The organism is Nocardia sp. NPDC058518 (genome assembly GCF_042719655.1).
Lineage (GTDB): Bacteria > Actinomycetota > Actinomycetes > Mycobacteriales > Mycobacteriaceae > Nocardia.
In genome coordinates this window covers 1-21,590 of the sequence record NZ_JBHXNJ010000008.1, presented here as the reverse complement: position 1 = coordinate 21,590, position 21,590 = coordinate 1, and the positions used below count along the sequence as shown (strand labels likewise).

General features: G+C 65.5%; 22 protein-coding genes. 12 read left to right on the top strand and 10 right to left on the bottom strand.

The window, feature by feature from the left end:
* The first annotated feature begins 180 nt into the window (after positions 1-180).
* Positions 181-684, top strand: a complete 504-nt coding sequence (locus ACFWPX_RS16140) for a DinB family protein (protein WP_378917093.1) — start codon at positions 181-183, stop codon at positions 682-684.
* Between the two features lie 99 nt (positions 685-783).
* A complete protein-coding gene (locus ACFWPX_RS16135) occupies positions 784-1,830 on the top strand; it encodes a fused (3R)-hydroxyacyl-ACP dehydratase subunits HadA/HadB (RefSeq protein ID WP_378928018.1) in 1,047 nt (348 codons plus the stop codon).
* 20 nt (positions 1,831-1,850) lie between these two features.
* Here ACFWPX_RS16135 and ACFWPX_RS16130 read toward each other — a convergent pair whose 3' ends face one another.
* Positions 1,851-2,984 (bottom strand): helix-turn-helix transcriptional regulator, encoded by a 1,134-nt coding sequence (locus ACFWPX_RS16130; protein WP_378928017.1) that lies wholly within the window; start codon positions 2,982-2,984, stop codon positions 1,851-1,853.
* An 87-nt stretch (positions 2,985-3,071) separates the two neighbouring features.
* Here ACFWPX_RS16130 and ACFWPX_RS16125 point away from each other — a divergent pair, with 87 nt between their 5' ends.
* Positions 3,072-3,365: a hypothetical protein gene (locus ACFWPX_RS16125; RefSeq protein ID WP_378928016.1), complete on the top strand. Its 294-nt coding sequence runs from the start codon at positions 3,072-3,074 to the stop codon at positions 3,363-3,365.
* 9 nt (positions 3,366-3,374) lie between these two features.
* On the top strand, positions 3,375-4,172 hold the full coding sequence (locus ACFWPX_RS16120; protein WP_378928015.1) for an MBL fold metallo-hydrolase: 798 nt from the start codon (positions 3,375-3,377) through the stop codon (positions 4,170-4,172).
* Between the two features lie 3 nt (positions 4,173-4,175).
* On the opposite strand, the gene ACFWPX_RS16115 is transcribed toward ACFWPX_RS16120, so the two are convergent.
* The gene (locus ACFWPX_RS16115; RefSeq protein WP_378917101.1) at positions 4,176-4,760 is read right to left on the bottom strand and encodes a TetR/AcrR family transcriptional regulator; all 585 of its coding nucleotides are present in this window, start codon (positions 4,758-4,760) and stop codon (positions 4,176-4,178) included.
* Between the two features lie 105 nt (positions 4,761-4,865).
* On the opposite strand from ACFWPX_RS16115, the gene ACFWPX_RS16110 reads away from it, so the two are divergent.
* Positions 4,866-5,702, top strand: coding sequence for an SDR family oxidoreductase (locus ACFWPX_RS16110; protein ID WP_378928014.1), 837 nt, complete (start codon positions 4,866-4,868; stop codon positions 5,700-5,702).
* 4 nt (positions 5,703-5,706) lie between these two features.
* Here ACFWPX_RS16110 and ACFWPX_RS16105 read toward each other — a convergent pair whose 3' ends face one another.
* The 5 genes from ACFWPX_RS16105 to ACFWPX_RS16085 are packed head-to-tail and all read right to left on the bottom strand — an operon-like array spanning position 5,707 to position 9,758.
* Positions 5,707-6,189 carry a nitroreductase family deazaflavin-dependent oxidoreductase gene (locus tag ACFWPX_RS16105; protein ID WP_378928223.1) on the bottom strand — a complete coding sequence of 161 codons (483 nt, stop codon included), beginning with the start codon at positions 6,187-6,189 and terminating at the stop codon, positions 5,707-5,709.
* 51 nt (positions 6,190-6,240) lie between these two features.
* A complete protein-coding gene (locus ACFWPX_RS16100) occupies positions 6,241-6,621 on the bottom strand; it encodes a carboxymuconolactone decarboxylase family protein (RefSeq protein WP_378917104.1) in 381 nt (126 codons plus the stop codon).
* Entirely contained in the window at positions 6,618-7,505 is an 888-nt protein-coding gene (locus ACFWPX_RS16095) for an NAD(P)-dependent oxidoreductase (RefSeq protein WP_378928013.1), read from the bottom strand. Before ACFWPX_RS16095 ends, ACFWPX_RS16100 begins: the two co-directional genes overlap by 4 nt.
* The gene (locus ACFWPX_RS16090) at positions 7,502-8,251 is read right to left on the bottom strand and encodes an SDR family oxidoreductase (protein WP_378917108.1); all 750 of its coding nucleotides are present in this window, start codon (positions 8,249-8,251) and stop codon (positions 7,502-7,504) included. The genes ACFWPX_RS16095 and ACFWPX_RS16090 overlap by 4 nt, the downstream gene beginning before the upstream one ends.
* A gap of 37 nt (positions 8,252-8,288) precedes the next feature.
* Positions 8,289-9,758: an aldehyde dehydrogenase gene (locus ACFWPX_RS16085; protein ID WP_378928012.1), complete on the bottom strand. Its 1,470-nt coding sequence runs from the start codon at positions 9,756-9,758 to the stop codon at positions 8,289-8,291.
* A gap of 118 nt (positions 9,759-9,876) precedes the next feature.
* Here ACFWPX_RS16085 and ACFWPX_RS16080 point away from each other — a divergent pair, with 118 nt between their 5' ends.
* The 6 genes from ACFWPX_RS16080 (at position 9,877) to ACFWPX_RS16055 (ending at position 16,232) form a co-directional block, all read left to right on the top strand.
* The gene (locus ACFWPX_RS16080; RefSeq protein WP_378917112.1) at positions 9,877-10,470 is read left to right on the top strand and encodes a TetR/AcrR family transcriptional regulator; all 594 of its coding nucleotides are present in this window, start codon (positions 9,877-9,879) and stop codon (positions 10,468-10,470) included.
* Positions 10,471-10,582: 112 nt separating this feature from the next.
* Entirely contained in the window at positions 10,583-11,935 is a 1,353-nt protein-coding gene (locus tag ACFWPX_RS16075; protein ID WP_378928011.1) for a cytochrome P450, read from the top strand.
* 18 nt (positions 11,936-11,953) lie between these two features.
* Positions 11,954-13,213, top strand: coding sequence for a cytochrome P450 (locus ACFWPX_RS16070; RefSeq protein WP_378928010.1), 1,260 nt, complete (start codon positions 11,954-11,956; stop codon positions 13,211-13,213).
* The gene (locus tag ACFWPX_RS16065) at positions 13,213-14,457 is read left to right on the top strand and encodes a glycosyltransferase family 4 protein (RefSeq protein ID WP_378928009.1); all 1,245 of its coding nucleotides are present in this window, start codon (positions 13,213-13,215) and stop codon (positions 14,455-14,457) included. Before ACFWPX_RS16070 ends, ACFWPX_RS16065 begins: the two co-directional genes overlap by 1 nt.
* A gap of 31 nt (positions 14,458-14,488) precedes the next feature.
* A complete protein-coding gene (locus ACFWPX_RS16060) occupies positions 14,489-15,220 on the top strand; it encodes a class I SAM-dependent methyltransferase (RefSeq protein WP_378928008.1) in 732 nt (243 codons plus the stop codon).
* Positions 15,210-16,232 carry a prenyltransferase gene (locus ACFWPX_RS16055; protein ID WP_378928007.1) on the top strand — a complete coding sequence of 341 codons (1,023 nt, stop codon included), beginning with the start codon at positions 15,210-15,212 and terminating at the stop codon, positions 16,230-16,232. Before ACFWPX_RS16060 ends, ACFWPX_RS16055 begins: the two co-directional genes overlap by 11 nt.
* A 6-nt stretch (positions 16,233-16,238) precedes the next feature.
* On the opposite strand, the gene ACFWPX_RS16050 is transcribed toward ACFWPX_RS16055, so the two are convergent.
* Complete coding sequence (locus tag ACFWPX_RS16050) at positions 16,239-16,895, bottom strand: class I SAM-dependent methyltransferase (protein ID WP_378928006.1); 657 nt, start codon at positions 16,893-16,895, stop codon at positions 16,239-16,241.
* A gap of 88 nt (positions 16,896-16,983) precedes the next feature.
* Between ACFWPX_RS16050 and ACFWPX_RS16045 the strand changes: the two genes are divergently transcribed.
* Entirely contained in the window at positions 16,984-17,130 is a 147-nt protein-coding gene (locus tag ACFWPX_RS16045; protein ID WP_378917126.1) for a DUF1059 domain-containing protein, read from the top strand.
* A gap of 263 nt (positions 17,131-17,393) precedes the next feature.
* On the opposite strand, the gene ACFWPX_RS16040 is transcribed toward ACFWPX_RS16045, so the two are convergent.
* Together ACFWPX_RS16040 and ACFWPX_RS16035 are read right to left on the bottom strand one after the other, a co-directional pair.
* Entirely contained in the window at positions 17,394-21,272 is a 3,879-nt protein-coding gene (locus ACFWPX_RS16040) for an SDR family NAD(P)-dependent oxidoreductase (RefSeq protein WP_378928004.1), read from the bottom strand.
* 37 nt (positions 21,273-21,309) lie between these two features.
* Positions 21,310-21,590: ketoacyl-synthetase C-terminal extension domain-containing protein (locus ACFWPX_RS16035; protein WP_378928003.1), on the bottom strand; the 281-nt coding region annotated here is incomplete at its 5' end.

Below are 21,590 nucleotides of genomic sequence, written 5' to 3'. Positions count from 1 at the left end.
TAGATCGACCCGCATCCCCTTCCTCGGCACGCATTCCGCGACGAGCACATCAGATTCGCCCCTCCCCTGGTTCGCCTCCGTCACTGGACGCGTGGTGCCCGACCCGGGATCAGTCGCTGACGCTCCGGTTACCCAGCATCGCCGATGACTTCGATCAGCAAGAGAATGGAGTGAAAGTCTATGGTTACCAACCCGATTACCATCGGCGCCGAGCGAGCGATGATCGAGAACACGCTCGATCGCAACCGCGAAGCGCTGATCGCGACCGCACGCGGGCTGTCCGATGCCGATGCCCGCCGACGGCTCGTCGCGTCGCTGACGACACCGATCTCGTTGATCAAACATGCCGCCGCGGCGGAACGGATCTGGTTTCAGCGGTTCTGGGGCGGACTCGACGAATCCGAATGCGACGGATACTCGAAGCGGGACGAGGGCACTTTCGTCGTCGCCGACCACGAGTCGCTCGCCGAGGTGATCGCCGAATTCGAGCGCGCGAGCGGGCGATCACGGGTGATCGCCGCTCGCTTCGACCTCGACGAGACCAAGGACAATCCTCGCGAAGGGACGGTGAGCATGCGATGGACTCTGCTCGCCATGATCGAGGAGTTCGCGCGTCACGCGGGCCACGGAGACATCCTCCGCGAACAGATCGACCAGCTCTCGCCTCGGCAATCGCACCCGTGAAACGATCGTTTCGTCGCCGACCGGCGGCCCGTACCCTTGCGACACTCTAGGAACGGCAAATATCGCCTGAATTGCTGGTCATTGGCTATCTTGCGGGGTGTGCGCCCGACTCCAGACGACTCCAGGTTGCTCGATTCACCCGCCGATTCAGCCACGTCCTCACCGATGCTCGGGCAGTCCTATCGAACCAGCGACTGCTATGTCGTCGGGCGCGAGAAGATCCGCGAGTTCGCCCGTGCGGTTCAGGATCATCATCCGGTTCACCGGTCCGAGCAGGCGGCCGCCGAGCACGGTTACACCGGCCTCGTCGCGCCGTTGACGTTCATCTCGATACCGGGGTTTCTGGCCCAGATAGGGATGTTCGATCGAGTCGTCCAGGGCTACGACCTCAGCCAGATCATGCAGACCGACCACTCCCTCACTATCCACCGGCCGATCCTGGCGGGCGACGCATTGCGTTTCGAGGTCGAGTTCGAATCGCTCCGAAAAGCGTTCGGCGGCGAAATCTTCGGATTCAAATGTTCGGTGACCGACCAGCACGGCGACGAAGTCGTCACCACACGCACGTCCTTCGTCGGCAGGCCGGAGGTGAACATCGCCGCCACGCGCATCTGCGACGGACTGCTGATGCAGAACTTCCGCCATGGCACGTCGATTCCACGGCAACTCCACACACCCGAGCATCCCGATCGGCCACGTCGGGTCACAGACCGAAGCCGGAATATGTTGCCGTTCAGCGCGATAGCCGTCGGCGACGAACTTCCGCCGAGAATCGTGACCGTGCGACTCGGCGATCTGGTCAATTACGCAGGTGTGGCAGGCGACCCGAACCCCATTCACTGGAGCGACGACGCGGCGGCGTCGGTGGACCTGGATTCGCCTGTCGCACAGGGCATGCTGATGATCGGCATCGGCGCGGGGTATATCACCTCATGGGCCGGCGATCCCGGCGTGGTGACCGAATACGCGGTACGGCTGACCAGCCCGGTCTACGTCCCGACCGGCGGAGCCACGGTCGAGTACACGGGCAAAGTGAAGGCTGTCGATCCGGACCGCAAGACCGCGACGATCGCCATCACCGCCAAACAGGACGGCAGGAAGATCTTCGGACGAGCCGTAGCGGTGATCCAGTGCGCGGATCGATAGCCGCACCGTCGACAGGTAGGTCAGTACGTCGGCCAGGGTCCACCCCGGACCGGTTTGGTGGCGGTGACGCGGTGCTCGTTGTCCCGGAAGCGGGGTTCGTAGTGGGTGAAGAACACCTTGGCGACCAGGTCACGGCGACTGTGGACGCCGGTTTTGTCGAAGATGCTCTTCAGATGCTGCTGCACCGTATGTGCCGAGACGGTCATGTCCTGGGCGATCTGCGATGTCGAGGCGCCCTGTAGCACCAGCCGGGTGACGTCGCGCTCGCGCTCGGTGAGCCCATAGGCCGACATCAGCAGCGGGTAGATGCGGCTGGGGTGGGCGGGTTCGATGATCACCGCCACCCTGGTCTGCGCCGTCGAGGTCAGGCGGGCGCCGTGCAGCACCACCCAGGTTCCCGACCTGGACAGCGCTCGCGACACGAGCACCTCGTCGGGCCGGTCGTCAGCCGCATTGCGAAACGCGCGGGCGGCGAGGGTGACCACGGCGCTGGGCAGCTTCGCGCGATCCCAGTCGCCGTCCGGCAGGTCGGATATCCAGCGCTGCACACCGGCGCTGGCCGATTCGATCTCGCATGCCGAGTTGAGCACCAGCAGGCCGGGCGAGTCCGCGTACTCGGGTTCGCCCGCCTGCCCGATCAGCAGGGCCCGGCGTACGCCGTCGGCCAGTGTCGGCGCCACCGTCGCCACGAATTCCTTCTCGGTGGGGTCGAACATCGCGGCACCGGGTTCGCGATAGAGCGCGAGCGCCCCCCACACCTCACCGGAGCGGGTGCGCAGTCGCGCGATCAATTCCTGATCGCCACCCATCGTCATATTGCGTTGCCAGCGTTCACTTTTCGACGGGTCACCGCCGAGGGCTTCGTGCAACGTCGATAATCCGGTCACCGACTGGACGACATCGACGATGCCGTTGCGCTCCTCGCCGTATTCCTCGGCCAGCCACTGCGGCGGAAACTCGGCGAGGCCGAGGTGGAAGTGACTGGTCATCAGCAGCGACGCGGGATCGAGGGTGTACCAGCACGGCGTCCAGTAGTGCGGGACGGCGGTGGCAAGAACCTCGGTCGTCTCCTGCCACAGCGACACCAGATCGTGCGGCTCCCGGCACAGCCGCCCGATCTTGTCGGCGGCGCGTTGCATCGAATCCGTGCTCACCAGATCAACGGTAGGCCGCACTCGGACCAGGGGAAATACCAGGTTTGTGGGATGTCGCGGCGACCGGGAGATTCCTAGCCTCGATGTATGACGAACACCGGAACCACGAATGTGCGCCTCAGTCCGCCGCCGCCGGAATTGATGCGACTGATTGTCGGCGGGGCACCCGTCACCGTCACCCATCGCGGGCATGTCCGCCACGGCCGGGCGGTGCTCGTCGATGCCGCACCTTCACAAGTCGGTGCCGCGCTGCGAGCGGCGATGGATGACGGTGCCCGTCCGTTCGAGCTCGGGCTGAAGATCACGCGCGGATACGACCCGACCGCCGACGATCTCGCCGTCATCGCACGCTCGATCATTCGGGTCGATTTCGAGGACTGAGGAAACGCCATGCGTATCAATCGAATCCAGCACGACATCACTGTTCTCGCCGATGAACTGGAGGTTCCGGGTATCGGCCATCTACCGGTCAACGCCTACGTTCTGCACGCGGCGGAACCCGTCGTCGTCGACACCGGACTCAGCCTGCCCGACCGTGGATTCATGGCGGCGCTGAGTTCGGTGGTGGATCCCGTCGACGTGGAATGGATCTGGCTCACCCATCCCGATCGCGACCACACCGGATCGCTGTTCGACCTGCTCGATGCCGCCCCCAACGCCCGGCTGGTCACGACATTCCTCGGCCTCGGCATCATGTCGTGCGCTCGACCGGTCCCGATGAATCGCGTGTACCTGCTGAATCCGGGACAGTCCCTCGATGTCGGCGACCGACGCCTGACCGCTTTTCGCCCACCGCTGTTCGACAACCCGAGCACCGTCGGGTTCTACGACGAACACAGCGAATCATGTTTCACCTCGGACTGTTTCGGCGCTCCGATGCCGAGCGCCGAGCTCGCGACCGCCGACGACGTCGGTTACGCGCCGTCTGACGCGATTCGTGCGGCGCAGCATCTCTGGACGGCGGTGGACAGCCCGTGGGTGCACATTGTGAACGAGAGCAAATACCTTGCCACCGTGTCGGAATTGCGTGCGTTCGACCCGCAACGGATTCTCAGTACACATCTTCCGCCCGCCCGAGGACGCACCTCGGAATACCTGGACATGCTTGCCGAGGCGCCCCACGCCGCACCGTTCGTCGGTCCCGATCAGGCTGCGCTGGAGCAGATGCTGGCGAGCTTCGAACCCTGAGCGTCAGGCGGGCCGCAGAATCCTCAGCGCGGCCCGCTCGATGCGGTCGGCGATCTGGGAGTACGACTCGTAGCCCATTCCGGCCCGCACCAGCGCACCGGCGTAGATGATCTCGAGCCATTCGATGACCTCGTTGTCGGCGTCCGGGCCGAGCGCCCGCGCGATCCTGCCGCGGATCTCGATCCCGATGCGGGTGCGCAGGTGCTCGACATCGGGGTCCGACCCCAGCAGCGCGCCGGTGACCGCGCCGGCCAGCTCCTGCTCTTCGGCCACCAGCAGCGCGATATTGCGCAGCTCGGCGAGCACTCGCACGGTCGAGTCGGGATCATCGCTCGCGGGTGAACGCGAGGCCAGTAGGCGACGCCAGAAGATCTCGGCGACCAGGTGCTCCTTGGATGAGAAGTAGGTGTACGCGGTCGCGGTGGCGACGCCGGCCTCCGCGGCGACCAGCCGGATCGTCATGCCGGAAAAGCCATCGCGTGTCAGCACCACCAGCGCGGCCCTGGTCAGCCGATCGACGGTGTCGGCCTGCTTACCGGTCAATCGACGCCTGGTCGCTTCGAGGCTGATGGAATCGCTTTCAGACATGCGTCCGGATGTTACTCGTCAGTCCCGACGCCTCGGTGAACCACACCGCGTCGGCGGTTGTCCGGGGGTTGATTTGGAATACCGTCCAGAATAGAATCTGGACACATGTCTGATGAACGAACGGCGCGGTCCACCGTCGGCAAAGTAGTCGTTGTCACCGGCGGAGCCCGCGGTATCGGACGGGCGGTCGCGAGCGCACTCGTCGACGCAGGCTCGATCGTCGCCATCGGCGACATCGATGCGACCACGGTCTTCGACACCGGAAAAGAGATCGCGGCAACCGTGGCGCTGCACCTCGACGTCACCGACCCCGCCTCGTACGCCGCCTTCCTCGCCGAGGTCGAAAAGTCCTGCGGCCCTGTCGATGTGCTGATCAACAATGCGGGCATCATGCCGGTCGGCCGGTTCACCGAGGAGTCCGACGAGATCACCCGCCGGATACTCGATATCAATGTCTACGGCGTCGCCCTCGGCACCAAACTCGTGCTGCCGCGGATGCTGGCTCGCGGCCGCGGCCATATCGTGAACATGGCCTCGATGGCCGGTGAGAACCCGACGCCGGGGATGGCCACCTACTGCGCGAGCAAGCAGGCCGTGCTCAGTTTCACCGAGACCATGCGCCTGGAGCACCGCGGCACCGGCGTGCGGTTCTCGGCGGTCCTGCCGACGTTCACCAGGACCGAGATGATCACCGGAACCCGTGCTCCGCGCGCATTACTCGCCGACCCGGCCGATGTCGCCGCCGCGGTCGCCGCACTGATCGCCCGGCCACGCCGACGCGTCTCGGTCACCCGCCTCGCGGGCGTGCTCGCCGCCTTCAACAGGCTGACCCCGCGCCCGCTCGGCGAATTCATGGCTCGGCGGTTGGGCGTGCACCGCACCTTCATCGATGTCGACCGCGATGCCCGCCGTGCCTACGACGACCGGCTCTCGACCGACTGACCGCTCAGGCGCCGGTGCGGGAGAGGAGCACCACGGGGATCTCCCGCTCGGTCCACGACTGGTAAACATCGAAATCGGCGTAGAGCTCGGTCAACAGCGGCCACAACCGTTGCCGCTGTTCGGCATCGGCGACACGGGCCAGGACCGGGTAGTGCTCGGCGCGGATCCGGACGTGCGCGTTCGGATCCGCGAGCAGATTCAGATACCACTGAGGGTGATTCGCGAGGCCGCCCTGTGAGCCGACGATGACGAGATCCTGGCCGTCGACGAGGTAGAGCAGCGGCGCGGCGAAGATCTTGCCGGACTTGCGACCTCGATGTTCGAGCAGCAGGGTCGGCACCGGGCGGCGGAACCCGGCGCCGATCCGCCAGGTTCCGCCGACGCGCCCGTTGGTGCGGCGATAGACCCACGCTTGCACGCGCGACCCGTATCGGATGATCCGCGTCGTCATCGGCGCGTTCAGCCCTTTCGGCTGATTCTTCGGCATACCCATCGACCGCACGCTACAGCGATCGCGAACGGCCGGGTTCGGAGTGCGTCATTTCTTGCGCCGCTCCTGCGCGATCACCTTGCCGACGGTGCCGTCGAGCTTCGTGCCCGCGGGCCAGCCGACATAGTGGCACAGGAACAGCGCGATCTCGCGCAGCTGTTCCTCGGACAGTTCACCGTTGCGCAAGGCCGCGCCGATCTGGATCTCGGCGACGTCGAGATTGCCCTGCGCGGTGAGCGCCCCGATCAGCAACAGCCGCCGCTCGCGGACGGTCAGCTCGGGACGCGACCAGATGTCGGCGAACAGGTGGTCGGCGGTGACGGCGAAATGCTCGCCGGGGCCGTCGGCGAATTCCCAGCCGTAGACCTCGCTCATCTTGGCCAGGCCACGCTGCCGCACGTCGGCGGGAGTTTCTCCGTTGGTGGTCATGACGACTCCTTGTCGAGCACAGGGTGGGCGACGCCGAGCCCGTCGGCCAGGCGTTCGATGGCGAGTTGGGCAAGGGGCAGGTCGACCCCGAGCCGGTCACCGAGTTCGAGCGCGAGGGACAGGTCCTTCTCGCCGAGATCGCGCACGTGACCGAGGATGGGGAACCAGAAATCGTCCTGCTCGATCGGCGCGGTGGTGTCGCGCAGCATGATCGCGCCCGGCCCGCCGGTCACCGCGTCGGAGTGCCGGACCACCTTGCCGAGTGCGGTGAGACTGAGCCCGGCGGCGTCGGCGAGGCGTTGCGCCTCGGTGGCGGCGGTGAACGAGATGAAGTGGAGCAGGTTGCGCGCCAACTTCATTCGCGTGCCCGCTCCGACCGGACCGGCGTGCACGACGAGGTCGGCGAAGCACGCGAACGGCGCCCTGATCCGGTCCACCGCGGCGGCACTGCCGCCGACCATCACCGCCAGCCTGCCCTGGGTGGCGCCGGGCGCGCCGCCACTGACGGGCGCGTCGACGAACTCGACCTCGTGTTCGGCGCAGCGGGCGGCCAGCTCCTGCGCGGTCCGGTCACTGATAGTGGAGTGCACCGCGACGACCGTGCCCGGTGCCGCGGTACTGAGGATGCCCGCCGGGCCGGTGAGGACCTCGGTCACCTGCGCGTCGTCGATGACGGTCACGCAGATGATCCGCGCGTGCGCCGCGACCTGCGCCGGATCGGCGACCGAACGCGCGCCCGCCGCGACGAACGGTTCGGTGACCTCGGCGCGCACATCACAGACCGTCAGCCCGCCCGGCCATTCCAGCAGCCGTCGCGCGATCGGCGCGCCCATATTGCCCAGTCCGATGAATCCGACCGGGGCGCTGGTGGATTCGGTCGTCATCGGATGATCTGCCCGCCGTCGACATTGAGGATCTGGCCGGTGACCCAGCTCGCCTCGTCGGAGAGCAGGTACAGGCAGGCGCCGACCAGGTCCTGCGGGGTGCCCATCCGCTTGATCGGAATGCGCTTCACCATGTCCTTCACCATGTTTCCCGGCGTGACGGTCTGGGTGGCCTCGGTGTCGATCGGGCCCGGCGCGATGGCGTTCACCCTGATCCGGGAACCACCCAGCTCGGTGGCGAGCTGCTGGGTGAGGCCGTTGATGCCGACCTTGGCCAGCCCGTAGAAACCGGAGTACAGCCAGGCGGCGGTGGAGGACTGGTTGACGATCGAGCCGCCGCCCGCGGCGATCATCGGCTGCCAGACCGCACGCGTCACATTGAGCGCGCCGTCGAAGTTCACGCCCATGAACTTCTTGTAGTAGTCCCACGGCACGGTGAGCAGCAGATCGAGCTTCATCTCGCCGTAGATGGCCGCATTGTTGACCAGGTGATTGATCGCGCCGAACTCGGCGACGGTGAATTCCGCCAGTGCGGCAGCGGATTCGGGATCGGCGACGTCGACGCGACGGAAGGCCGCCGACCCGCCGTCGGCGACGATCTGCTTGACCACCTCCTCGCCGCGCTCGACATTGAGGTCGGCGACAACGACATTGGCGCCCTCGGCGGCCAGCGCGGCGGCGTAGACCGCGCCGATGCCCTGCGCGGCGCCGGTGACGATCGCGGTGCGACCGGTGAAACGTGCCATGGTGTTCAGCTCCTGAGTGTGGTCGATGTCGGTGAGGTCAGGCGGGGGTGGCGATCAACTTGGTCTCGAGGTATTCCTCGAAACCGGCGACGCCCATCTCGCGGCCGATGCCGGACTGTTTGTAGCCACCGAACGGCGCGTCGGCGTGGTACCAGAGCCCGCCGTTGACGCTCAGCGTCCCGGTCCGCACCCCCGAGACCACACGCTCGACCCGGTCCGGGTCGGTGCCCCAGACCGAGCCCGACAGACCGTAGGGCGATTCGTTGGCGAGCCGGATCGCGTCGTCGTCGCCGTCATGGGCGATCACGACGAGCACCGGACCGAAGATCTCCTCCTGCGCGACGGTCGCGGTGTTGTCGAGCCCGCTGATCAGCGTCGGTTCGATGAAGTACCCACGCTCCTTGTCCGCGGGCCTGCCGCCACCGACCTCGATGTGCCCGCCCTCGGCGCGCGCGATCTGGAGATAACGCTCCACCCGCGCCCGCTGCCGCTCGGAAATCAGTGGCCCGCAGACGGTTCCGGCATTTGTCGGATCACCGGCAGCGAGTCCGCGCAACGCACCGGCCGCCGCGGTGACCGCTGCGTCGTAGGACTCGCGCGGCACCAGCAGCCGGGTGGTGAGTGCGCAACCCTGGCCGGCGTGCACGGCGACCGTGAACGCGGTGTAGCTCGCGGCGGTGGCGATATCGGCGTCGTCGAGCACGATGGCGGCGGATTTGCCGCCCAGTTCGAGGAAGGTCCGCTTGAGCGTGGCCGACGCGCCGACCATCACCGAGCGCCCGGTCTGGGTCGAGCCGGTGAAGGTGATCATGTCGACCCGCGGATCGAGGACCAGCTGGGCGCCGAGGCCGTGATCGGAGGAGGTGACGATATTGATCACGCCAGCAGGGAAATCGGTGTGCTCGGCGATGAGCGGGCCGAGTACCGCGGCACACCAGGGAGTATCGGGCGCGGGCTTGAGCACCACGGTGTTGCCCGCCGCCAGTGCGGGCCCGAGCTTGGCCAGGTTGATCTGGTGCGGGAAGTTCCACGGCGTGATCGCGCCGACGACACCGACGGCCTCGCGGCGGATCACCCGGCGGCTGGCGATGCCCATCAGGTCCCTGGTGCCGAGATCGGTTTCCCAGGTGTAGTTCTCGGCCAGGTCGGCGGCATAGGACAGATCGGCGATCGGGCCTTCCAGCTGCGGTCCGCTGGTCAGCATGACCGGTGCGCCGACCTCGGCGATCGTGATCGCCCGCAGTTCCTCGAGGTGTTCGCCCAGCACGTCACGCAATTGGCGCAGGCAGTGCGCGCGGAACGCCGGATCACGCGACCACTGCGTCTCGTCGAAGGCGGTGCGTGCCGCGGCGATGGCCGCGTCCATGTCGGCACCCGAGGCGTCGGCGGCGTATCCGAGCACCTCCTCGGTGGCGGGATTGATGGTCGCGAAGACACCGGAGCCACCCGGGATCAACTTGCCGCCGATCAACAGTGGTGTGCCTTCGGCGGGGACGAGGCCGTTCATAGCGAGGCTCCGATACGTGTCTGGACAGGTGTACGGAATATAGTTCGGTTTATCGATCGGACGCAAGACCATGCACGTCGATTGGCCCGTACACCCGACTGTAGTAGCATCCAGACACATGTCCGAAAACGCACCTACCGGCATCGAAGCAACTCGACGACGCTTGACCGAAAAGCAGGCCGATACCGTGGACCGGTTGACGGTCGCCGCCGTCGACGTGCTGTCGCGCGAGGGCTATTCGGGGACGACGATCCGGCTCGTCGCCGCGTCGGCAGGGGTCGGGACCGCCACCGCCTACACGTACTTCTCCTCCAAGGAGCACCTGATCTCCGAGGTGTTCTGGCGACGGCTGGTCGCCATGCCCCCGCTGGAGGCAGGCGACGCCGACGCGACCACGCGTGTGGTCGGCGTCCTTCGCCAGGTCTCGATGCTGGTAGCCGACGAACCCGCGCTGGCAGGCGCGGTCAGCAGCGCATTGCTCGGCGACGATCCCGACGTGCAGCACCTGCGGGTGCGCATCGGCATGCAGATCCGCCATCGGCTCGGCGAAGCCCTCGGCGCGAAAGATCCCGAACGCCTTGCCGCCCTCGAACTGCTGTACGCGGGCGCGCTCCTCCAGGGCGGCATGGGACTGCTGTCGTACGCACAGGTCGCCGATCTGCTCGAGATGTGCGCGCGCCGGTTGATGGCCGAGCCCGCTACCGACGACTAGCGCGTTCGACGACCGGATTCGGACCGAACCCTGTCGCGCACCAGGAAACCGTAGTACTGTCCAGACACATGTCCAAATATTGTCTGGACATTATTCCGGGAAGGACTTTCCAATGACGCTGGTCAAACCGCAGCGCGTATCCGGAGGCGAAGACGAACACGGGCACCTGACCGAGTTCCGCACCGATCCGATCGCACTGATGCGGCGTGTTCGCGCCGAGTGCGGCGATGTCGGTACCTTCGAACTCGCGGGACGCGATGTCGTCCTGCTGTCCGGCGCCGAAGCCAACGAGTTCTTCTTCCGCGCCGGCGACGATGATCTCGACCAGGGCGCGGCCTATCCGTTCATGAAGCCGATCTTCGGCGAGGGCGTCGTCTTCGACGCACCGCCCGAGCGCCGCAAAGAGATGCTGCACAATTCGGCGCTGCGCGCGGACCATATGCGCGGGCACGCGGGCACCATCGCCCACGAAGTGGATCAGATGGTCGCCCAGTGGGACGACGAGGGCGAGATCGACCTGCTCGAGTTCTTCGCCGAGCTGACCATCTACACCTCATCGGCCTGTCTGATCGGGGTGAAATTCCGCAAACAGCTCGACGGGCGCTTCGCGCACCTCTATCACGAGCTCGAACAGGGCACCGACGCCCTGGCCTACGTCGATCCGTACGCGCCGATCGAGAGCTTCGCCCGCCGCGACGCCGCACGGATCGCCCTGGTCGAGCTGGTGCAGGCGATCATGGATCAGCGGGAGGCGAATCCGCCCGCGGGCAAAGACGATCGCGACATGCTCGATGTCCTCATCTCGGTGAAGGACGAGAACGGGGCGCTGCGGTTCTCGGCCAGCGAGATCACCGGCATCTTCATCTCGATGATGTTCGCAGGCCACCACACCACCTCGGGCACGGCCGCCTGGACGATCATCGAACTGCTGCGCCACCCCGAGACGCTGGCCGGCGTCGTCACCGAGCTCGATGAGCTCTACGCCGACGGGGCCGACGTCAGTCACCATGCGCTGCGCCAGATCCCGAATCTGGAGGCCGCGCTCAAGGAGACCTTGCGGCTGCATCCGCCGCTGATCATCCTCATGCGCCTGGCGCGCGGGGAGTTCGAGGTGTGCGGGCACCGGATCGGGCCCGGCGACATGGTGGCCGCCACCCCCGCGATCTCCAACCGGATTCCGGAGGACTTCCCCGATCCGGACGCCTTCGATCCCGCGCGCTACCTCGATCCGCGCCAGGACGACACCCTCAACCGATGGACCTGGATTCCCTTCGGCGCCGGCAGGCACCGCTGTGTGGGCGCGCCGTTCGCGCTGATGCAGCTCAAGGCGATCTTCTCGATTCTGCTGCGGGACTGGGAGTTCGACCTCGCGCAGCCGTCCGACACCTACCGCAACGATCATTCGAAGATGGTGGTGCAGCTCGAGCAACCCTGCCGCGTGCGTTACCGCCGCAGGCAGCGCTGAGCGCGGGCGGAGACCAGTGTGACAGCGTCGTCGCTCCCCAGCGGATTCGATTTCACCGATCCGGCCCTGTGGGAATCCCGCAACCCCGTCCAGGAATTCGCCGAGCTGCGCCGGACCGCGCCGGTGTGGTGGAACGCCCAGACCGACCCGCAGTCTGGCGGGTTCCGCGACGGCGGCTACTGGGTGATCACCAAACACGAGGACATCAAGGAGATCTCGCGCAATCCTGAGCTGTTCTCCTCCCAGCAGAAGGGTTCGGTCATCCGGCTGCCCGGCGAGGTGACTCCCGAGCAGATCGAACTCACCGGCGCCCTGTTGCTGAACATGGATCCGCCCAAGCACACCAAGATCCGGCGGATCATCTCCAAGGGGTTCACGCCGCGCGCGGTCGAGGGGTTGCGCGCGGCGCTGACCGAACGGGCGGCCGCGATCGCGCACGCGGCGCGGGCGGCGGGCAGCGGTGATTTCGTCGAGCAGGTGGCGTGCGAGCTTCCGTTGCAAGCCATCGCCGAACTGGTCGGCGTTCCCCAGCAGGACCGCCGCAAGCTGTTCGACTGGTCGAACCAGATGCTCAACTACGACGACCCGGAATACGGCGACGCCACGACCACCGACGCCTCGTCGACCGCGGCGATGGAGATCCTCGGCTATGCCTGGAACATGGCCGAGCAGCGGCGCACCGAACCGGCCGGCGACATCGTCAGCACGCTGGTGCACGCCGATCTCGACGGGGAGGCGCTGGGCTCCGACGAGTTCGGGTTCTTCGTGATCCTGCTCGCGGTGGCGGGCAACGAGACCACCCGCAACGCCATCACCCACGGGATGAAGGCGTTCATCGACAATCCGGAGCAGTGGGAGCTCTTCAAACAGCAGCGCCCACGCACCGCGACCGACGAGATCGTGCGCTGGGCGACCCCGGTGACGGTGTTCCAGCGCACCGCGACCGCCGACACCGAGCTCGGCGGACAACGCATCCGGGCGGGTGAGCGGGTCGGATTGTTCTACAGCTCAGCGAATTTCGACGAGGATGCCTTCGAGCACCCGTTCAGCTTCGACATCCTGCGCGACCCCAATCCGCACCTGGCCTTCGGCGGCACCGGCACGCACTTCTGTGTCGGCGCCAACCTGGCCCGGCTCGAAATCGATCTGATCTTCAACGCCATCGCCGATGTGATGCCCGATCTGTCCCAGGTGTCGGAGCCGCAGCGACTACGGTCGGGGTGGATCAACGGCATAAAACACTGGCAGGTCAGCTACGAGTCAGGAGCAAGGGACTGATGCGGATCGCGCTGCTGTCCTACCGGAGCAAGCCGCACTGTGGCGGGCAGGGGGTGTATGTCCGGTACCTGAGCCAGGGGCTCGTCGAGCTCGGCCACGAGGTCGAGGTTTTCTCCGGCCAGCCCTATCCCGAGGATCTCGATCCGCGGGTGCGGCTCACCGAGGTGCCGAGTCTGGACCTCTATCGCGACGAAGATCCCTTTCGCACACCGCATCCCCGCGAGATCCGCGATCGTGTCGACCTGCTCGAGCTCGCCACCATGTGGACGGCGGGGTTCCCCGAACCGCGCACGTTCAGCCTGCGCGTCGCCAAGCTGTTGGCGTCGCGCGCAGCTGATTTCGATGTCGTGCACGACAATCAGTGCCTCGGCTACGGCCTGCTCGCCATCGCCGAGCAGCTGCCGCTGGTGGCGACCGTCCACCATCCGATCACTCGCGACCGCGCGGTCGATCTGGCCGCGACGCCGTGGCGGCGCAAGCTGTTCGTGCGGCGCTGGTACGGCTTCCTCGGCATGCAACAGCAAGTCGCACAGCGGATTCCGGATCTGATCACGGTGTCTTCCTCGTCGGCCGCGGATATCGCGGAAGACTTCGGCGTGACGCCGGGACAGTTGCACACCGTTCCCCTCGGCGTGGACACCGAACTGTTCCGGCCGCGCGAGACACCGCGGGTGCGTGGGCGGATCGTCGCGGTCGCCAGTGCCGACAAACCGCTCAAGGGCATCGCACACCTGCTGAAAGCTGTTGCCCAGCTGCGCCATACCTGCGATGTCGAGCTACGGCTCGTCGCGAAGCTGGAACCGAACGGCCCCACCGAGAAACTGATCGCCGAACTCGGCATCGCCGATATCGTCACCCCGGTCAGCGGAGTGAGCGACGAGCAGTTGGCCGAACTGCTCGCCTCGGCCGAGATCGCCTGCATTCCGTCGATGTACGAAGGGTTTTCACTGCCCGCCGTCGAGGCGATGGCCAGCGGGACCCCGCTGGTCGCCAGCCGGGCAGGCGCGCTGCCCGAGGTTGTCGGCGAGTGCGCCGAACTGGTCGCGCCGGGCGATGTGGACGCGCTCACCCTGGTACTCGGCGAATTGCTCGACGACCCCGGCCGACGCGGGCTCATGGGCGCGGCGGGTCGCGCTCGCGTCCTCGACCTGTTCAGCTGGTCGGCCGTCGCCGCGCAGACTGTCGCGATCTATGACCAGGCGATCGCCCGCCGCTCCCCCACCCCGCCGGGCACCGCCCGATGACGACCCCTTCCGACCCTTGCCAGGAGGCCTCATGTTGACCGTCGATTTCGACCGCTTGGGCGTCGGCCCCGGGTCGCGGGTGATCGACATCGGCTGCGGCGCGGGCCGGCACTCCTTCGAGGCCTACCGCCGCGGGGCCGACGTCGTCGCCTTCGACCAGAACGCCGCCGACCTCGCCGATGTCGATGTCATGTTCGAGGCCATGGCCGCGGCGGGCGAGGCCCCGGAGTACGCCAAGGCCGAGACCGTGCGCGGCGACGCGCTCGATCTGCCCTACGGCAACGACGAATTCGACGTCGTGATCGCCTCGGAGATCCTCGAGCACGTCCCGCAGGACACGCGGGCGATCGCCGAGCTGGCGCGGGTGGTCAAACCCGGTGGCGCGCTGGCGGTCACGGTGCCCCGCTGGCTACCCGAACGCATCTGCTGGGCGCTCTCGGACGAATACCACGCCAACGAGGGCGGCCACGTGCGCATCTATCGCGCCGACGAGCTGCGCGACAAGATCACCGCGCGCGGTCTGCGCTACCACCACCAGGACTTCGCGCACGCGCTGCACGCGCCTTTCTGGTGGCTGAAATGCGCTGTCGGCGTGCGCAATGACAAGCATCCACTGGTGAGTGCCTATCACCGCATGCTGGTGTGGGACATGATGTCGGCGCCCGCGGTGACGCGCACAGCCGAACGGGTGCTGAACCCACTGGTCGGCAAGTCCGTCGCGCTCTACTTCACGAAACCGGCGGTGCGTGCCGATGCCCGTTGAGCTACCGGCAGTTCCCGGGGTCGTCTCCGCGCGCGATATCCGGCTGACCGCCGAATCCATCGCCGCCGCACAGGAACCCGATGGTGCGATCCCCTGGTTCAGTGGCGGTCACACCGATCCTTGGGACCACATCGAGTCCGCGATGGCACTGACCGTGGCCGGCCTGTGGGACGAGGCCCGCGAGGCCTACATCTGGTCGGCGAAGTCGCAGCGCGACGACGGCTCGTGGCCGATGCAGGTGCGCCGTGGCGTGATCGAGAACCACGACGCCGACACCAACTTCTGCGCCTATCTGGCCACCGGTGTCCTGCACGCCCTTTCGATCACCGGCGATACCGGCTTCGCCGCCGAGTTGTGGCCGACCGTCCGCGCGGGCGTCGACTTCGTCCTCGGTCTCCAGCTGGGCGCTCACGGCGAGATCCACTGGTCGGCAAACGAATCCGGGTCCTCCGGGGAAGCCCTGCTGACCGGCTGCTCCAGCATCTTCCACAGCCTCGGCTGCGCGGTGACGCTCGCCGAGCGGGTGGGCGATCCACGCCCTGATTGGGCGGCGGCCCGCGACCGGCTCGGCGATGCCCTGCGTCATCATCCGGAAGCCTTCCTGGACAAGAGCCGCTACTCCATGGACTGGTACTACCCCGTCCTTGGCGGCGCGGTGCGCGGCGCGGCGGCCACGGAGCTGATCGCACGGCGCTGGGACGAATTCGTGGTCGCCGACCTCGGCATCCGCTGCGTCTCCGATGCACCGTGGGTCACCGGCGCCGAGACCTGCGAACTGGTGCTCGCCCTGGATGCCATCGGCGACACCGCTGCCGCCACCACGCTGTTCGGCAATATGCAGCATCTGCGCGAACTCGACGGTTCCTATTGGACCGGACTGGTTTTCAGCGATGGCAAACGCTGGCCCGAGGAACGCACCACCTGGACCGCGGCGGCTGTCGTACTCGCCGCCGACGCCCTCACCCGCACCACCGCGGGCAACGGCATCTTCCGCGACGCGCTCCCCCGCTGAGGCGGCTCAGCCGCAGGCGGCGGTGCGCTGCAGGATGCGCAGCGAACCGGTGACCGAGAGTTCGGTGAACTTGCCGCTGTCGAGTGCGCGGCGGTAGATGTTGAACGGCGCGCGGCCACCATCGGCGGGGTCGGGGAAGACGTCGTGGATGGCGAGCAGCCCGCCGCCTGCCACCCAGTGCACCCAGTTGTCGTAGTCGCGCTGGGCGGCTTCCTCGGTGTGGCCGCCGTCGATGAACAGCATGCGCAGCGGGGCGCGCCAGATGTGCGCCGCGGCGGTGGAGGAGCCGATGATCGCGGTCACCGTGTCGGTGAGGCCCGCGCGAATCATGGTGCGCCGGAACGTGGTCACGGTGTCGAAGACGCCGGTCTCCGGGTCTACCAGGGTGGTGTCGTGGTACTCCCAGCCCGGCTGGTGTTCCTCGGAGCCGCGGTGGTGGTCGACGGTGAACACGGTGGCGCCGGTTTCGCGGGCGGCGGCGCCGAGATAGACGGTCGACTTGCCGCAGTAGGTGCCGATCTCCATGATGGTGCCATCGCCCGCGTACGCGCGGGCGGCGGTGTAGAGCGCGTGTCCCTCGTCCGGCGGCATGAATCCGATGGCCTGTTCGGCGAGTGCGAACAGGTCGCTGGTACCGGCGGAGATTTCGTCTACAGCTCCCATGCGGGCCACGCTAACATACGACCTGGAATACAATCCGGACTACTGTCCGGAAACCTGCTCGGATAGTCGGAACCAAAGGAGAACAACGATGAAGACTCGCCTCAACTGCCCCTGCGGCGTCGCCATCAAGGGCACCGACGAAGCCGACCTGATCAAGCAGACCCAGGAGCACCTGGCCGAGAACCACCCCGGCCACGACTACACCCCTGACGAGATCCTCTTCATCGCCTACTGAGGCTGAAGAAGACGGTCGCCGAGCGAACCGGGAAACTTCTGAGCCCGAGCGTTGCGTGCTCGGTTGCGTGAAATCTCGCGAAAGCATCCGCGGCGAGGATGGTGCAAGGCGCACTCGCTGCGCTGTGTGGAGAGCTTGGTCGCCAACCACAAACGGACCCAGAGCCTTTGGCGTGAGGAAGGGTTGAAGCGACCGGCCCCGGTCCGCAAGAAACACGGGATCGGGGCCGCCCGCAACCAACGGTTGCGGGCATGCTCGCCCGATCAGATGTGGGTAGCGACCCCAGACGCCGCACCATGGAGCAGGCGGTTGAGCTTCTGGTCGAGGCTGCGAGTCAGCGGGGGGTAGACGTGCTGCCCGAGGTGTCTGTGCTCCAGCACCCGATGGAAGTCGCGACCGAAGATCGGCGCGGAAGCCAGGAAGACTTCAGCCTCCTTCTCCCCCACGGTCTGAAGCACAGGAATCTCGATGGGGCTGTCCTTTTCGAAGACTCCGGCTCGTTCGTGGATGGGCGATCGCCAGGCGGACATAGCGATAAAGAAGCGCACATCGCCCAGTCCCATGTCATGCCCCGCGGCCTGGCGATGAAGGGCCGCGGATGCGATCGCGGCACCTTCGCAGAAGCCGGCGATGCCAGCGAAAGGTCCGTGATCTTCGGCGAGGGCTCTGATGTAGGGCAGCGTCGAGCTCAAAGCCCCTTCAGGAGTGGCGGTCTCAGCGCTGATCGGCAGACCGTAGAATTCGTTCCACAACTCCAGGAACCCGGCATTCCACTCTCGATAGCTTCCCGCGATATCGTAAACACCTTCCTCTGCCAGCGTTTTCAATCCGATCATGTCGAGCTGCTCGACATTGGTGAATGCGGGCATCGCGAACGGTGCATCGGGGATCACGAACTCGAGATCTTCGCGTTTCGTCCAGCCAGTCCTGTCCAGCAGAGCCCTGGAAAGACGTGCATCGGTCCCCTGCCCCGGCAGGAACAGCACCCTGTGCCGATGCGGAACGAGAACGCTGACCGGCCCGAAGCGGGCATGCTGAACACGCCTTTCCACCGGGAGGCCAGGTTCCCTTCGATGCCGAATTGCCATCGTGGGAGACATCAGATCCCATAGACCGTCGACGTCTTCTGCGTGGTCTCCGAACGACTCCGCGTACGTCTGCCATTCCGCTTCCCGTTCTCGTTGGAATCGGTCGAATGGGCAGAGTTCGAGGGTTCGCGACGCAACGTTCTTCTTGGCAGGCTCGATGAAGTCCCACAGCTCCACGAGCACCCGCTCCGTGTACGACCTTCCCGAAGATTCGGAGGAGATTCTGTCCAGCGATGATTCGAGTTCGGCAGGATGATCCCGGAAGTGCAGATAGGCTTCAGCGAAAGCCTGCAGGAAGAATACGTAACTGGAACAGAGGAGGGACCCGACCTTCCGAGGGATCTGCGCACCGTCGTTGTAGGTGAACAGATTCGCATCACCATTGACCCAGAGGCCCTCCATTCTGCTGCCGGCACCGAAGATGTTCAGCAGAACATCCTGGTCTGTGTGCGATCCCAGGCATTTGACCAGCACGTCGGCGGCTACCTTCCGACCACCCGTCGTAGTGATGGAATCGGTCGATACGGTGGCGACTTCATCTTCTATCACGGTCACTTTCCCGAGCTTTTGCGCGAGGAAGTAGAGATCAGAGGCCGGCGGAACGGTCGACTGGTCGAGTAGGTAGCTTCCGTCCGCATCCTGCGAGAGCGAGGGCAGCGAATCAATGTCTATGCCGCAGGAGTGATAGAACGGCCTCATGATTTCGACTACATCGCTGACCGTCGTCGCCCCGTCGCTGGAGTTGATCATCCAGTTGCAGAGCGTGGAAACGACGAGATTCCGTCGTCGACAAATGATCGTGACGTGGCGGGCGCCGCTCTCCAGAGCGGTTCGCATGTTTTCCAGGGCGAACGCCCCATGGCCGACGATCACCACAGATGCGTCGAGGAATTTTTCCGGGGGTGTGTCATCGGACATCCCGATCCCCACATGCCCCGCAAAGCGATGCTCGTCAGGGAATCTTTGCTCGACTGGACGATGAAGCCCGCCGGTGAAGGCGGCGACGCCGGAGACTCTGACAGACTTGGTGGCGCCGTCTTGAATGTACACGGCCTCGTACTCCTGAGCTCCGATTTTCCGTACCGAAGTCAATTCGCAATTGAAATTGATCGGCTCCTTCAACTCGGAAGATACAGCGGCTGCCTGCTGCAGTACCTCGATCTTGCCCGGGAAAACAGTTCCCCATCGATGATCACCACTCAGCGTTGTCGACACGCTGTCGAAACTGTATGCCGGGGAATCGATTTGAAGCTTCGAGTACGTATTCGCCAGGGTGCTCCACACCCCACCGACGTGATCCCGCCGCTCCATGACCATTGCTGCCACGCCAAGCTTTTCGAGCCTTCGCGCGAAGCCGATGCCACCCACACCCGCTCCGACCACCAGGACGGGCAGATGGGAGGACATCCGAGTCGATGCGATAGGCGTGATCTCACCTCGGCGACTCTGCATCAGTTCGAATACGTACCGAACCATGGAACCGATGTCCGGCGATTCCAAAGCGAAGGCCGCCGGGAGCGAAACCTTCAAATCGGACGCGATTCTGTTTCGGAGAGATATGCTCCCCAAAGAATCCAAACCGGATTCCAGCAATACGGCGTTGTCGTCGATCTGCTTTCCAACGGCTTCCCACGCCGCCGTGCGAATCGCTTGCCGGACGTCGCTCAGTTTCGGCGCAGGGCTGAGCGATTCGGTTGGCTCCCGGGTTGTGAAGGATGAAACGAATCGGGTATCCAGCCCCAACGTGTCCCAATCGATAGGAGACACACACACCGTTCCCCGAGCATCCCCACCCAACAACCGACCCAGTACCGCGGTACCGAGCTCGTTGTCGATCACACCGAAACCAGAAGCCTTCGCACGGGCCACCGCGTCGTGACGGACCGCCATACCAGCGTCGGACCACGCACCCCACTGAATCGACAACACACGCTCACCCCGAGCCGACCACGACTCCGCCAACGCATCCAACGTCGCATTCGCCGCCGCATAACTCCCCTGACCCGCCGAACCGAAAGTCGCAGCAGCAGAAGAGAACAACACCAAGAACTCCAACGGAGCGAACACACTCCGCAGATTTCTCGCACCCCGAACCTTCGCCCCATACGCCAACTTCAACTTCGCACCGGACTGATTCGCCAACACACCATCAGTCAAAACACCCGCCGCATGAACCAACCCGGCCACCGACGGCATTCCCGCCTGGCTCACAGCCTCCTGCGCTTGACGAACACTACGTAGGTCACTGACATCGCAGGCCACGCACTCCACCCGAGCGATCTGCCGCAGCTGTGAAACCTTCTCCGGCACAGCCGCTCCGGCAGACCGCGACAGCAACACCAGGTGCCGCGCCCCGCGATCCACCAGGAACTCCGCCGCGACCAAGCCCAGGGCGCCCAAACCGCCACTGACCACATACGTCACATCCGGCCGAGCCACGAACGACCCATCACCGGGCACATATCGTTGCAGTCTCGGCACTTCCAGAGCGCCGGTTCCGGTGAACCTGTACTCCTCCTCCAAACCATTACCCTGACTCAGCCGCAGGGCAGCCAGCAGCTGTTCTCTCGATGCCTGGATGCAGTGAACCGCCAGATCAGGATGCTCCAACCGGGCTGTCCGAGCCAATCCCCACAGACCGGAATCATCAGCGCCTGCCGTCGAGAGCACCACCCGATCAGGAGCGAGAACCTTTCCCTCCGAACACATCTGGAGCACCCGAAGCCCCATGGCCACATCGGACTCACGGCCATCACTCAGGACCGCGACACAACCCCAAGCCTGCTCGCCGAGGACGTCCGCCAGGGACTCCGCATCGAAGACAACCCGACTGACCCACCCCTGAGGCAGATCGACATCGACATCCGAACTCGACACCAACACGTGCGAACCCGGCAGGGACGACCCAGCAGGCTCCCCCGTCTCCATCCACACGGTCGAATACAGACAGTCTGTCGATACAGTCGAAGATGCGGCGACATCAGAATCCCCGCTGGACTCGGCATGGTTCCACGGGATCGGTTTGTGCTGAAAAATGTGCGTCCGATTGGACATAAGTCGAGCTCCTAGCTTCGAATATTGTGATTATTGATCAAGACTCGGCAGGATCCGGTTGGTCATAAGACTCCAACACCACATGAGCATTCGTCCCACCGAAACCAAACGACGACACACCCGCCACCAACACCCCCGACGACGCCAACCCAACCGAACCAGACCCGATCACCACATCGAAACCCGACACATCAATCTTCGGATTCAACGAACTGAAATGCACATTCCCCGGAACCACCCGACGCCGAAGAACCTCCACCGCCTTGATCAAACCAACAATCCCCGCAGCACCCTCCAAATGACCAATATTCGACTTCA

Bases quoted from the DNA above. Each gene is read 5' to 3' on its own strand.
- ACFWPX_RS16140 (WP_378917093.1), top strand. From the start codon at position 181: ATGGTTACCAACCCGATTACCATCGGCGCCGAGCGAGCGATGATCGAG.
- ACFWPX_RS16125 (WP_378928016.1), top strand. From the start codon at position 3,072: ATGACGAACACCGGAACCACGAATGTGCGCCTCAGTCCGCCGCCGCCG.
- ACFWPX_RS16120 (WP_378928015.1), top strand. From the start codon at position 3,375: ATGCGTATCAATCGAATCCAGCACGACATCACTGTTCTCGCCGATGAA.
- ACFWPX_RS16115 (WP_378917101.1), bottom strand. From the start codon at position 4,760: ATGTCTGAAAGCGATTCCATCAGCCTCGAAGCGACCAGGCGTCGATTG.
- ACFWPX_RS16110 (WP_378928014.1), top strand. From the start codon at position 4,866: ATGTCTGATGAACGAACGGCGCGGTCCACCGTCGGCAAAGTAGTCGTT.
- ACFWPX_RS16105 (WP_378928223.1), bottom strand. From the start codon at position 6,189: ATGCCGAAGAATCAGCCGAAAGGGCTGAACGCGCCGATGACGACGCGG.
- ACFWPX_RS16100 (WP_378917104.1), bottom strand. From the start codon at position 6,621: ATGACCACCAACGGAGAAACTCCCGCCGACGTGCGGCAGCGTGGCCTG.
- ACFWPX_RS16095 (WP_378928013.1), bottom strand. From the start codon at position 7,505: ATGACGACCGAATCCACCAGCGCCCCGGTCGGATTCATCGGACTGGGC.
- ACFWPX_RS16090 (WP_378917108.1), bottom strand. From the start codon at position 8,251: ATGGCACGTTTCACCGGTCGCACCGCGATCGTCACCGGCGCCGCGCAG.
- ACFWPX_RS16085 (WP_378928012.1), bottom strand. From the start codon at position 9,758: ATGAACGGCCTCGTCCCCGCCGAAGGCACACCACTGTTGATCGGCGGC.
- ACFWPX_RS16080 (WP_378917112.1), top strand. From the start codon at position 9,877: ATGTCCGAAAACGCACCTACCGGCATCGAAGCAACTCGACGACGCTTG.
- ACFWPX_RS16075 (WP_378928011.1), top strand. From the start codon at position 10,583: ATGACGCTGGTCAAACCGCAGCGCGTATCCGGAGGCGAAGACGAACAC.
- ACFWPX_RS16065 (WP_378928009.1), top strand. From the start codon at position 13,213: ATGCGGATCGCGCTGCTGTCCTACCGGAGCAAGCCGCACTGTGGCGGG.
- ACFWPX_RS16060 (WP_378928008.1), top strand. From the start codon at position 14,489: ATGTTGACCGTCGATTTCGACCGCTTGGGCGTCGGCCCCGGGTCGCGG.
- ACFWPX_RS16055 (WP_378928007.1), top strand. From the start codon at position 15,210: ATGCCCGTTGAGCTACCGGCAGTTCCCGGGGTCGTCTCCGCGCGCGAT.
- ACFWPX_RS16050 (WP_378928006.1), bottom strand. From the start codon at position 16,895: ATGGGAGCTGTAGACGAAATCTCCGCCGGTACCAGCGACCTGTTCGCA.
- ACFWPX_RS16045 (WP_378917126.1), top strand. From the start codon at position 16,984: ATGAAGACTCGCCTCAACTGCCCCTGCGGCGTCGCCATCAAGGGCACC.
- ACFWPX_RS16040 (WP_378928004.1), bottom strand. From the start codon at position 21,272: ATGTCCAATCGGACGCACATTTTTCAGCACAAACCGATCCCGTGGAAC.